Source organism: Blautia sp. CGZ-1-C1 (genome assembly GCF_056504575.1).
On record NZ_JBWLUT010000148.1, the window covers coordinates 25,419 to 38,298 of the forward strand.

Annotated in this window: 10 protein-coding genes; all 10 read left to right on the top strand. The window is 41.9% G+C overall.

Features of this window, described 5'->3' with window-relative positions; genetic code table 11:
• Window positions 1–74 precede the first annotated feature (74 nt).
• Window positions 75–833, top strand: coding sequence for an exodeoxyribonuclease III (locus AC058W_RS13915; RefSeq protein WP_117676277.1), 759 nt, complete (start codon window positions 75–77; stop codon window positions 831–833).
• Window positions 834–946: 113 nt separating this feature from the next.
• Entirely contained in the window at window positions 947–2,839 is a 1,893-nt protein-coding gene (locus AC058W_RS13920) for a Type II secretory pathway, pullulanase PulA and related glycosidase (protein ID WP_479390215.1), read from the top strand.
• Window positions 2,817–3,416 carry a DUF5662 family protein gene (locus tag AC058W_RS13925; protein ID WP_118591075.1) on the top strand — a complete coding sequence of 200 codons (600 nt, stop codon included), beginning with the start codon at window positions 2,817–2,819 and terminating at the stop codon, window positions 3,414–3,416. The genes AC058W_RS13920 and AC058W_RS13925 overlap by 23 nt, the downstream gene beginning before the upstream one ends.
• Before the next feature lie 251 nt (window positions 3,417–3,667).
• Window positions 3,668–5,206, top strand: a complete 1,539-nt coding sequence (gene putP, locus AC058W_RS13930) for a sodium/proline symporter PutP (protein WP_479390216.1) — start codon at window positions 3,668–3,670, stop codon at window positions 5,204–5,206.
• A gap of 141 nt (window positions 5,207–5,347) precedes the next feature.
• Window positions 5,348–6,463, top strand: coding sequence for a UDP-galactopyranose mutase (gene glf, locus AC058W_RS13935; protein ID WP_117844941.1), 1,116 nt, complete (start codon window positions 5,348–5,350; stop codon window positions 6,461–6,463).
• A 50-nt stretch (window positions 6,464–6,513) separates the two neighbouring features.
• Entirely contained in the window at window positions 6,514–7,098 is a 585-nt protein-coding gene (locus AC058W_RS13940; RefSeq protein WP_117676272.1) for a DUF6553 family protein, read from the top strand.
• A gap of 40 nt (window positions 7,099–7,138) precedes the next feature.
• Entirely contained in the window at window positions 7,139–10,063 is a 2,925-nt protein-coding gene (locus tag AC058W_RS13945; protein WP_479390217.1) for an insulinase family protein, read from the top strand.
• Between the two features lie 24 nt (window positions 10,064–10,087).
• Window positions 10,088–10,996 carry a GTPase Era gene (gene era, locus AC058W_RS13950; RefSeq protein WP_119242429.1) on the top strand — a complete coding sequence of 303 codons (909 nt, stop codon included), beginning with the start codon at window positions 10,088–10,090 and terminating at the stop codon, window positions 10,994–10,996.
• A gap of 72 nt (window positions 10,997–11,068) precedes the next feature.
• Window positions 11,069–11,821 carry a DNA repair protein RecO gene (gene recO, locus AC058W_RS13955; protein WP_117844949.1) on the top strand — a complete coding sequence of 251 codons (753 nt, stop codon included), beginning with the start codon at window positions 11,069–11,071 and terminating at the stop codon, window positions 11,819–11,821.
• Window positions 11,822–11,971: 150 nt separating this feature from the next.
• On the top strand, window positions 11,972–12,880 hold a 909-nt coding region (locus AC058W_RS13960), incomplete at its 3' end, for a glycine--tRNA ligase (RefSeq protein WP_479390218.1).

The window sequence follows — 12,880 nt, forward strand, 5'->3', positions numbered from 1 at the left end:
AGGTGCAAAACGTGTTATAATGGATAAAGACAGTGTTTATAGTAAATATTCAGATTATAAGGGGATCAGCTTATATGAAATTAATTTCATGGAATGTAAATGGAATCCGTGCCTGCATTGGCAAGGGATTTGAAGAGAGTTTTGCTGCGCTTGACGCAGATATTTTTTGCCTGCAGGAAACGAAGTGTCAGCAGGGACAGGTAGAACTGGAACTTCCGGGATATCATCAGTACTGGAATTATGCGAACAGACGCGGCTACTCCGGAACTGCTGTTTTTACAAAGAAAGAACCGATATCTGTAGCTTACGGTCTGGGAATCGAAGAGCATGATAAAGAAGGACGAGTGATCACTCTGGAATTTGAGAACTTTTATCTTGTGACTGTATATACACCAAATTCCCAGAGTGAATTACGCAGACTGGAATACCGTATGCACTGGGAAGAGGATTTCCTGGCATATCTTTTAAAATTACAGGAGAAGAAACCGGTGATTTGCTGTGGCGATTTCAATGTTGCCCATAAAGAAATTGACTTAAAGAATCCAAAGACAAATCGTAAAAACGCTGGCTTTACAGATGAAGAAAGAGCATGTTTTGATAAGGTACTTGAGAGCGGATTTATAGATACGTTCCGTTATTTTTATCCGGATGTGGAAGGAAGATATTCCTGGTGGTCTTACCGCTTTAAGGCGAGAGAGAAGAATGCGGGATGGAGAATTGACTATTTTATCACTTCTCCACAGCTGAAAGATAAGCTAAAAGGCGCTGAAATTCATTCTGATATCATGGGTTCAGACCATTGTCCGGTAGAACTTGAGATAGAATTAGATTGATGCACATCACAAAGTATGTTGCAAGACGTAGAGAGAACAGTGACGATTGACAGGGATGGCATATCATATGGACAGACATAAGCAGTAAGAAAGAAGATGGAGGAGACGAAGAGATGGTTGAACGCAGAAAGATAAGAACAGAAAAGGGGCTGGCTCTTGTACCTGGTGCAAATAAGCTCTCAGGTGGCTGTAATTTTGCAGTGGAGGTACCGGAGGGCAGCCAGGCATCTCTGGTTCTTTACAAAAAGAGATCAAGAAAACCTTTTGTGGAGATTTCTTTTACGCAAGAAGAAAGAATCGGGAATATGTATGCGTTATCCATCCCGGATTTTCAGCCAGAGGCATATGAATATAATTTTATGGTAGATGGAAAAGTTTACATCGATCCCTGTGCGTACCGGATTCTGGGAAGAGAGAAATTTGGTGCGGCAGTGGATGCGGATATTCATAAGGTAAGATGTGGATTTCTCCGAAATGAGGCATTTGACTGGGAAGGCGATAAAGAACCATCAATTCCATACCATGAAATGATTCTTTATAAACTACATGTAAGAGGATATACAAAGACAAACCGAACTGTAACAGGTACGAAAGGAACTTTTCAGGCCCTGGAAGAAATGATTCCATACTGGAAAGAACTGGGTATTAATACGATCGAGCTGATGCCTGCATATGAATTCATGGAAAGCGGCACATGCAGAGACGCAGAGAAAGAGGAAATGGTATCTGAAAAACGTACAGAGGGCCGCGTGAATTTCTGGGGTTACATACCAGGCTATTATTTTGCGCCAAAGAGATCTTACTGTGCCACAGATGACCCGGAGAAAGAGTTTAAGACACTGATTAAAAAGTTACATCAGGCTGGAATTGCCTGTATTATGGAAATGTATTTTCCGAAAGAATGCAACATGCTCGTAGTATTGCGGGCATTACAATTCTGGAAACTTTATTATCATGTGGACGGCTTTCATTTACTGGGAGAGGGAGTTCCGACAGAAATTCTTATGCATGATGCGATTCTGAGTAATACACGACTGATGTTTCACGATTTTAATGCAGATCAGATTATCAAAAAGAAAAAATCCGATAATAAATGTATTGCACAATATGAGCCGGGATTTCAGCAGGATATGCGCAGATTTTTAAAAAGTGATGAAGATATGGTCGGTGCTGCGGCATATAGGTTCAGAAGAAATCCGAGAGATTACGCTGTTATCAACTACATGGCCTGCCAGGATGGCTTTACCCTGAATGATATGGTAACCTATAATTACAGACATAATGAAGCCAATCAGGAGAATAATCAGGATGGCAGCAGCTACAATTATTCATGGAACTGTGGTGTGGAAGGACCAAGCAGAAAGTTGCAGGTCCGTCAGATGCGAGAACGTCAGATAAGAAATGCGTTTCTTATGATGCTGCTCAGCCAGGGAGTGCCTCTGATTTATGGTGGAGATGAGATAGGAAATTCCCAGAACGGAAATAATAATGCGTATTGCCAGGACAACCAGGTAGGATGGATTGACTGGAAGGGTATGAAGAAGAATCGGGAACTGCTTGAATTTGTAAAAAGTGCGATTGCGTTTCGTAAAGAGCATCCGATCCTTCACGTGCCGGATGAATTGCGGGGCGTAGATTACAAGACAAAGGGACTGCCGGATGTTTCACTTCATGGAGAGCGTGCCTGGTATATGAATTCAGAGAATACTTCAAGATTACTTGGAATCATGTACTATGGTGCTTATGCAAAAAAAGCGGATGGAAGTGATGATGCTTCTGTTTATGTCGCATATAATTTTCATTGGGAAACCAGGGAATTTGCCCTTCCTAATCTGAGACATAAACGCTGGAAAAAGGTGATTGATACCAGTGCCGAAAAAGAAAATTACTTCCTTAAAGAAAGCGAAGAAAAATACAGTAAGAAGCTGGAGATCGCACCGCGTACGATCGTGGTATTGCTGGCAGTAGAGGAGGAGAAGAAAGATGCACCCGTGGCTGCACTTTAAAACAATAACCAGACATAAACTGCTGGTCATGCATTATTGTTTCCGGGCAGGTCTGTATAAACAGGGACTGCTCCATGACTTGTCGAAATATGAACCGGTAGAATTTCTGGTTGGATGTAAATATTATCAGGGAGACCGAAGCCCGAATAATGCCGAGCGAGAGGAAACAGGACTGTCTAAGTCCTGGCTGCATCATAAGGGCAGAAATAAACATCATTTTGAATACTGGGTGGATTATGCGCCAGGAGATGAGCACATTATCAATGGCGTTCCTATGCCGCGTAAATATATCGCAGAGATGGTAATGGACAGAATCAGCGCGTCCAGAAATTATCTGGGTGATAAATATGACCAGCATCAGCCTTTGGAATATTTTATGAAGAGTAAAGAGAAGCTTTGGTTTATTCATCCAAAGACGAAGAGAGATCTGGAGGGACTGTTAAGGATTCTTAATGATCATGGAGAGAAAGTGTTAATTTCCTATATTAAGAATGTTTATTTGAAAAAGGATAAAAAAAGAGCTCATGCAAAACATGTGTCAAAAAGAACAGGTTCTAAAAAGTATCTTTTTTATTAATTTTCACATGCCACTATTCCGCGAGGTGTTTTGGCATAAAAAATGCCAAAATAAGGTGTAAAACCTAAAAACAGGCAAAAAAATAGCCAAAAATGAGAAATACACTTGTATGATACACAGATAATGTGGTAAAGTAACCGGGTACAAGAGAGGTACGCGGTTATTTTTACGTTATGTAAAGGTTAAACATCCTGCGGGCTTTTACAGAAGCAGGCAGGAAAGTATTTAAATGATAAGAAGGAGGAAAGAATTTGAGTAGTACAACAATGATCATATTATCTGCATTTGTGGTCTATCTTCTGTTCATGATAGTTATCGGTGTAGTTTATATGAAAAAGACAAACAACTCAGAAGACTATTTTCTGGGCGGACGTGGTCTGAACGCCTGGGTAGCTGCTCTTTCAGCGCAGGCATCGGATATGAGCGGATGGCTTCTGATGGGACTTCCGGGAGCAATTTATTCTCTTGGAACAGGCCAGATCTGGATTGCAGTAGGTTTATTTATCGGTACAGTATTAAACTGGGTCTGTATTTCACACAGACTTCGTAAATATACGATCGCAGCAAACAATTCCCTTACGATTCCTGCATATCTGGAGAACAGATTCCAGGATAAGAAGAGAATCCTGTTATTACTTTCATCTATTGTGATCGTAATCTTTTTCCTGGTGTATACAGCCTCTGCGCTTGCAGCAGGTGGTAAGCTTTTTAACACCGTATTTGGAATTGATTACCATATTGCACTGGCAATCGGAGCAGCAGTTATTCTCTGCTATACCTTTATGGGTGGATTTATGGCAGTATGTGTAACTGACTTTGTACAGGGAACACTGATGCTGATCGGTCTGCTGATCGTTCCGCTGGTTGCTTATTTCACATTAAGTGGAAATTTAAGTGATCTTCTGACTCAAAGTGGGGCACCGGGAGGAGCAGTAGCGTTTCTCAATCCATTTGAGAACGGAGAGCGCCCATATACATTTATTGAAATCTTTTCCCAGCTGGCATGGGGACTTGGATATTGTGGTATGCCGCATATTCTTACTCGATTTATGGCTGTAAAGAACGAGAAAGAATTAAAGAAATCCAGTGTGATTGCGATCGTATGGGATATTCTTTCGCTGACAGCTGCCTGCTTTATTGGTGTGATCGGACGTGCATATCTGCTTCCGGCTGTACTGGGAGAAGAAGGCGCTTCCTCAGCAGAGAGTGTATTTATCGAGATGATCAACAAGCTGTTTTCTACAGATCTGGCATTGCCGTTTATCGGAGGAATTTTCCTCTGTGGAATCCTGGCAGCAATCATGTCTACCGCGGATTCACAGCTTCTTGTAACAGCATCTGCGGCATCTGAGGATTTATATCATCAGTTTGTTAAGAAAGATGCAGATTCAAAGGAGGTTCTTACAGTTGCGAGAATCACAGTTATCGCTGTTTCTGTAGTGGCATTTATCATTGCGTGGAATCCGAACAGCAGTATTATGGGACTGGTATCTAATGCATGGGCTGGTCTGGGAGCTGCTTTCGGACCGACTGTGGTTATGTCTCTGTTCTGGAGAAGAACAAATCTGTCAGGTGCAGTTGCAGGTATCGTTTCCGGTGGTCTGACAGTTATCATCTGGGATTACATACCGCTTGCGGCAGGACAGACACTTGGAACTTATACGGGTCTTTACTCTCTGGCAGTAGGATTTGCAGTCAGCCTTGTAATGATCATCATCTTCAGCCTTGCTACGAAAGCACCGTCTAAAGAGATTACTGACGTATTCGATGAGGTAGCCGGAAGGAAATAAGGCTACGGTCCGATTTGTTTTTTGTAACAAAATAAGAATTAAATAGAAAGACTATCCATTTTCGGATGAATTTGTTATAATAGCAGTAGCGCAAAAAAAGCGTTACTGCTTTTTTATATTACGAAGAAGAAGGTGTCGTACATGAAGAAATATGATTATCTGATAGTAGGAGCAGGTCTTTTTGGTGCGGTATTTGCACATGAGGCTTCCAGACGGGGAAAAACCTGTCTTGTGATCGATAAGAGAAATCACATTGGCGGTAATATTTACACAGAAGAAGTAGAGGGAATCCAGGTACACAGATATGGTGCACATATTTTCCACACTTCCAGAAAACAGGTATGGGATTATATCAATCAGTTTGCAGAATTTAATCATTTCGTAAATTCGCCGATTGCAATCTATAAAGATGAATTATATAACCTGCCGTTTAATATGAATACGTTCCATCAGCTCTGGGGAGTACGCACTCCGGCAGAGGCAAAGGCGAAGATTCAGGGACAGATCGCAAGAATGCACATCACTCATCCGAAGAACCTGGAGGAACAGGCACTTGCCCTGGTCGGACAGGATGTATATGAGAAGCTTGTAGAAGGATATACAAGGAAACAGTGGGGCAGAGAGTGTAAAGATCTGCCGTCATTTATCATAAAAAGACTTCCTTTGCGTTATACTTATGATAATAACTACTTTAAGGATCCTTATCAGGGAATTCCGAAAGGTGGTTATACCCGCATTGTGAAGAAACTTCTTGAGGGCGTACAGGTATGCCTGAATACGGATTTCTTTGCAAACAGAGAAGAACTGACGGCACAGGCGGATAAGGTACTCTTTACAGGTATGATTGATGAATTCTATGATTACTGCTATGGAGAGCTGGAATACAGATCATTAAGATTTGAGACAGAAGTGCTGGATATGGGCAATTATCAGGGAAATGCAGTTGTAAATTATACGGACTATGAGGTTCCGTATACAAGAATCATTGAGCATAAGCATTTTGAGTTCGGTACACAGCCAAAGACTGTTATCACCAGAGAATATCCTGCGGAATGGGAGAAAGGCAAAGAGCCATATTATCCGGTAAATGATCCGAAGAACAGTGAGCTGTTTGACAAATATGAGCGCCGCGCATTAGAAGAGAAGAATGTGATCTTTGGCGGAAGACTTGGCATGTATCGTTACATGGATATGGATCAGGTTATTGAGGAGGCACTTTCTCTTGCAGAGACAGAACTTACTTATGAAGAACCGTGATATACGTTAGAAAAAAGTTTTAAGACAGTAACTGGAAAGGATAAATATATATGACAGATACACCAACAATTGCTCTTTATTACAAAGAGCATGACCCGATGAAGAGAAAGATGTTTCTTGATCAGTCTATCGCAGCAGGGGAAGACGAAGAGACAAATGCTGTTCGAAAAGAAATCTGGGAGATTCGCTATGGCGGTCCTTCAGAACTGGGCCCGGATACACGCGCAGATGGATACCTGGCATTGTGGATGGCTATGGAATACAGTAAAGATGCTGCTGGAAGAATGTTTGGCGGTAAGAGAGCACGCAAGGAAGTTGAGAAGAATCTTGCCAGAATGAAATTCAAAGAATTGCAGGAGAAGAGTGAACTTCACAGAGAACTGCTTTACAGAGAGTGCTGCCATATGGTAAAGACTTATATGGAACTTTGTGAGAAGGACAAGACATATAATACAACTTTGTGTGGAATTATTCCTATCAGCGAGAAGAGTGCAAAGAATAAGCTTCAGAATGATATATATACGACTGCAGTTGCATTTCCAGAGGAAATTAATATGCAGCAGGAACTGGAAATCATCACAAGGGCAGCAAGAGAAGCTTACGAGGATCATTTTCCGGGAGAAGGCGGATTATAAGAGATAAGGATACGCCAATAAAAAATTACTGGAGGCATACATGAACAAAGAGAATTTGACAGCTTATGAAGTTGTGACAGAAGAGGAACTGACAGATATTCATTCTAAGGGATGGCTTCTTCGCCATAAGAAAACTGGCGCCAGAGTCATGCTGATCGAGAATGATGATGAGAATAAAGTATTTAATATCGCATTCCGTACACCGCCTAAGGACAGCACTGGTGTTGCGCATATCCTGGAGCACAGTGTACTTTGCGAATCTAATGACTTTCCGTTAAAAGATCCTTTTGTAGAACTTGTAAAAGGATCTCTGAACACATTCCTGAATGCGATGACTTATCCGGACAAAACATGCTATCCTGTGGCAAGCTGTAATGACCAGGATTTTCAGAATCTGATGCATGTTTATCTGGATGCGGTATTTTATCCGAATATCTATAAACGCGAAGAGATTTTCCGCCAGGAAGGCTGGAACTATCATCTGGAACAGCCGGAAGGACCATTGAAATATAACGGTGTCGTATACAATGAGATGAAAGGTGCTTTTTCCTCACCGGATGAAGTCCTGGAACGTGAGATTATGAATCACCTTTTTCCTGACACTACCTATGGATGCGAATCAGGTGGTGATCCGAAGAATATTCCGGACCTTACCTATGAAAATTTCCTGAATTTCCACAGAACTTATTATCATCCATCCAACAGCTATATTTATCTGTATGGAAATATGGATATGGAAGAGAAACTTAAATTCCTGGATGAGCATTATCTGTCCAATTTTGATTATCTGGATGTAGACTCTGTGATTCAGGAGCAGAAAGCGTTTGAAAAATGCCAGGATGTGGTACTGGAGTATCCGGTTGCAGAGAATGAGGGAGAAGAGGATAATACGTATCTTTCTTATAACATGGTTGCCGGAAATGCTTCAGACAGTCAGATGGCTATGGCGTTTGAAGTACTCGATTATGCACTTTTAAGCGCACCGGGAGCACCGCTGAAACAGGCACTTCTCGATGCAAAGGCAGGTAAGGATGTCTATGGCTCTTATGACGATGGTATTCTTCAGCCATACTTTACAGTAATTGCGAAGGGCTCTAATCCGGATAAGAAAGAAGAATTTTTATCTGTGATCCGACAGGTACTTGGAGACATTGTCAAGAATGGAATCGATAAGAAGGCGATAGAGGCAGGAATCAATTACTTTGAATTCCGTTATCGTGAGGCAGACTTCTCATCTTATCCAAAGGGACTGATGTACAGTCTGGATATTCTGGGAGACTGGCTGTATGAACAGGGAAATCCTTTCGCACAGGTGCAGCAGCTGGAGGTATTTGAGAAACTGAAAGCGGCAGTTAACGAAGGATATTTTGAGGAACTGATACGCAAATATCTTCTTGAGAACCCTCATGGCTGTGTTCTTACCCTTGTTCCGAAGAAAGGTCTGGCAGCCAAACGTGAGAAAGAGCTGGAAGAAAAACTGGAAGCATACAGAAGCAGCCTTTCTGAACAGGAGCTGAATGCTATGGTTGAGAAAACCAAAGCACTGGAAGCATATCAGGAAGCTGAAGAGGATCAGGAAGCGCTGGAATGCATTCCAATGTTAAAGAGAAGTGACATTAAGAAAGAGGCTGCAAAGTTTGTAAATGAAGAATTATCTGTAGACGACAGTCTGTTCCTTTATCATGATGTATGCACAAATGGTATCGGTTATGTAGATCTGATGTTTAAAACAGACAGCATTGCACCGGAACAGATTCCATATCTGGGATTGCTGAAATCAGTACTGGGCTATGTTGACACGAAAGATTACACATACGGAGAACTGTTTAATGAGATCAATGCCAACACAGGTGGTATTAACTGTGGAGTGGAGGTATTTGACAGAGCAGATTCAACAGAAGAGTTTCAGGCAATGTTCTCTGTAAGAGGTAAGGCACTTTATACAAAGATGGATTTTCTTTTCAAAATGATCCAGGAGATTCTTAATACTTCCAGACTGGAGGATACCAAGCGTCTCTATGAGATTATTGCTTCTGTGAAATCTCGCGCGCAGGTAAGCCTGACAGGTGCCGGACATTCTACTGCTGTACTGAGAGCAACTGCTTATTCTTCACCGATGGCAGCTTTTCAGGATGAGATGGCGGGTATCGGATATTATCAGTTTATCGAGAAACTGGAGAAAGACTTTGACCAGAGGAAAGATGAAACTGTAGAGGAACTTCGCAAACTTATGAAAGAAATTCTCCGCCCGGAGAACTTTATGATCAGTTATACAGGTGAGAAAGAATCTCTGGAAACAGTTAAGAAGCTGGCAGCATCTGTAAAGGCAGGACTTTGTACAGAACCGGCAGAGAAATCAAAGGATAAACTGATCTGTACAAAGAAGAATGAGGGATTTAAGACCTCCGGACAGGTTCAGTATGTGGCTCAGACCGGTAACTTTAAGAAGAAAGGTCTGGAATACACAGGAGCGCTGGAAATTCTGAAAGTTATCTTAAGCTATGATTATCTGTGGATTAATCTGCGTGTAAAAGGCGGCGCTTATGGCTGTATGAGCGGATTTAAGAGAAATGGTGAGAGTTATCTGGTTTCCTATCGTGATCCGCATCTGAAACGTACTCTGGATGTATATAAAGGAATCCCGGATTATATCCGTAATTTCCAGGCAGATGAGAGAGATATGACGAAATATGTGATTGGCACCATCAGTGGCAAGGATGTACCGAAGACACCTCAGATGAAGGGTGCTGTTTCCAAAACAGCTTATTTCTGTGGCGTGACAGAAGAGATGATCCAGAAAGAACGTGATCAGATTCTGAATGCGTCCGTAGAGGATATCCGCGCACTTGCTGAGATTATTGAAGCAGTTCTTGCAGCAGACCAGATCTGTGTTGTGGGAAGTGAGAGCAAGGTATCAGAAGCTTCCGATATACTGATGGAAGTGAAATCACTGGTCAACTGTTAAAAATAATATAAGGAAAAGGATAGAATGAACGAAAATTTTAAATCAGGATTTGTAGCAATCATCGGAAGACCAAACGTTGGTAAATCTACTCTGATGAATCATCTGATCGGTCAGAAGATTGCTATCACATCTAAGAAACCACAGACAACCAGAAACCGTATCCAGACAGTGTATACCTGTGATGAGGGACAGATCGTATTCCTTGATACACCGGGTATCCACAAGGCGAAGAATAAGCTGGGCGAATATATGGTGCAGGTGGCAGAGAGAACTTTAAAAGAAGTGGATGCCATTATGTGGCTGGTAGAGCCGAGTACATTTATCGGTGCGGGAGAACGCCATATTGCAGAACAGCTTCAGAATATCGGAGTGCCGGTGATTCTGATCATTAATAAGATCGATACCGTTTCAAAAGAGGAGATTCTTCCGGCAATCGATACTTACCGTAAGGTATGTGATTTTGCGGAAATCATTCCATGCTCTGCACTGCGAGGACAGAACACAGAGGATATCATTGGATGTATTCTGAAATATCTTCCATATGGACCGATGTTTTATGATGAGGATACAGTTACAGATCAGCCACAGCGCCAGATTGTGGCTGAGGTAATCCGCGAGAAAGCTCTCCATGCACTGGATGCAGAGATTCCTCATGGAATTGCAGTTGCTATCGATCAGATGAAAACACGTCCGGGCAAGAAACCAATCGTGGATATTGATGCGACCATTATCTGTGAGAGAGAGTCTCATAAGGGAATTATCATTGGCAAACAGGGAGCTATGTTAAAGAAAATCGGCAGCAACGCGAGATACGAGATTGAACGTATGCTGGAATCGAAAGTAAACCTGAAACTTTGGGTAAAAGTAAAGAAAGACTGGAGAGACAGTGATTTTTTGATTAAGAACTTTGGTTACGATAAGAAAGAAATCTGATAGAGTATCATAGAGTTATCCGGTGTACCAAAGGTATTAAAAGTAATAAAAAGTATTTAAGGAACAGAGTGAATGAGTGATTTGATAACAGTGCAGGGAGTAGTGCTCTCTGCCATGCCGGTAGGAGAATATGATAAGAGGATCGTTCTTCTCACAAGAGAGAGAGGAAAGATATCTGCATTTGCAAAGGGAGCACGCCGTCCGAACAGTCAGTTTCTGGCAGCTGCAAATCCTTTTGTATTTGGAACATTTACCCTTTATGAAGGTCGTTCCAGTTATAATCTGAATCAGGTATCCATAACTCATCACTTTGTAGAACTGGCAGGAGAACAGCCGGGAATCTATTACGGATATTATTTTCTGGAGCTTGCGGATTATTTCGGCCAGGAGGGTACGGACGAGAAAGAATCCATGAATCTTCTGTATGTGACAGTAAAGGCTCTCTTGAATCCACATATTGAAGACCGGCTGGTGCGTTGTATCTTTGAACTTCGCATGATGGCCGCGCAGGGATTGTGTCCATCGCTGTTTCATTGTGTATGCTGTGAAAGACAGCCGGTGGAGGGAGAGGAGATATTCTTTTCCCAGCAGAATCATGGGATTCTGGACAAACATTGTCTGGGACAGGTAAATGATGCAAAGAGGATATCGGCACCTGCCTTGTATGCTATGCAATACATAGTGACCACATCTCTTGGCAAACTTTATACATTTACTGTGACAGAGGAAGTACTCTATGAACTGGAACGACATATTCATACGTATGTTGCCTCAAACACCGAAAAACGGTTCAAAAGTCTGGAAATTCTGGAAATAATGAGCTGAGATACCTTGAAAAAGAAAACGGATGCAGTTATAATAGCAGTAGCTGTAGCTGTTTATTGCGTTGAAAAATCAGAAAGATATCAAAGCAGACAGTAATTAATTATCTCAAAAAGAGATAAATTATCCTAAAAAAGAACGAGGAGAATTGTGATGGAAAAAACAATGGACAAAATCATAGCTCTGGCAAAAGCAAGAGGATTTGTTTACCCGGGCTCTGAGATTTACGGAGGTCTTGCAAACACATGGGATTATGGTAATCTTGGTGTGGAATTAAAGAATAATGTAAAACGTGCATGGTGGCAGAAATTTATTCAGGAATCCCCATACAATGTAGGTGTTGACTGTGCGATTCTGATGAATCCGCAGACATGGGTAGCATCCGGACATCTGGGAAGCTTCTCTGATCCGCTGATGGACTGTAAGGAATGTCATGAGCGTTTCCGCGCAGACAAGATCATTGAGGATTTCAGCCAGGAGAACGGAATTGAACTGGAGAGCTCTGTAGATGGATGGTCTCAGGAAGAAATGATGAACTTCATTAAAGATCACAATGTACCATGCCCTACATGCGGCAAACATAACTTTACAGATATCCGTCAGTTCAACCTGATGTTCAAAACATTCCAGGGTGTTACAGAGGATGCCAAGAATACTGTATATTTAAGACCTGAGACAGCTCAGGGTATTTTCGTAAACTTTAAGAATGTTCAGAGAACATCCCGTAAGAAGATTCCGTTTGGTATCGGTCAGATCGGTAAATCTTTCCGTAACGAGATCACACCGGGTAACTTCACATTCCGTACACGTGAGTTCGAGCAGATGGAACTTGAATTCTTCTGCGAGCCGGATACAGACCTTGAGTGGTTTGCATACTGGAAGAACTTCTGCCTGAACTGGTTACATTCTCTTGGATTGAAGGATGAAGAAGTTCGTTATCGTGACCATGATGCAGAAGAGTTAAGCTTCTACAGCAAAGCTACTACTGACGTAGAGTTCCTGTTCCCATTCGGATGGGGCGAGCTTTGGGGAATCGCTGACAGAACAGACTATGACCTGACA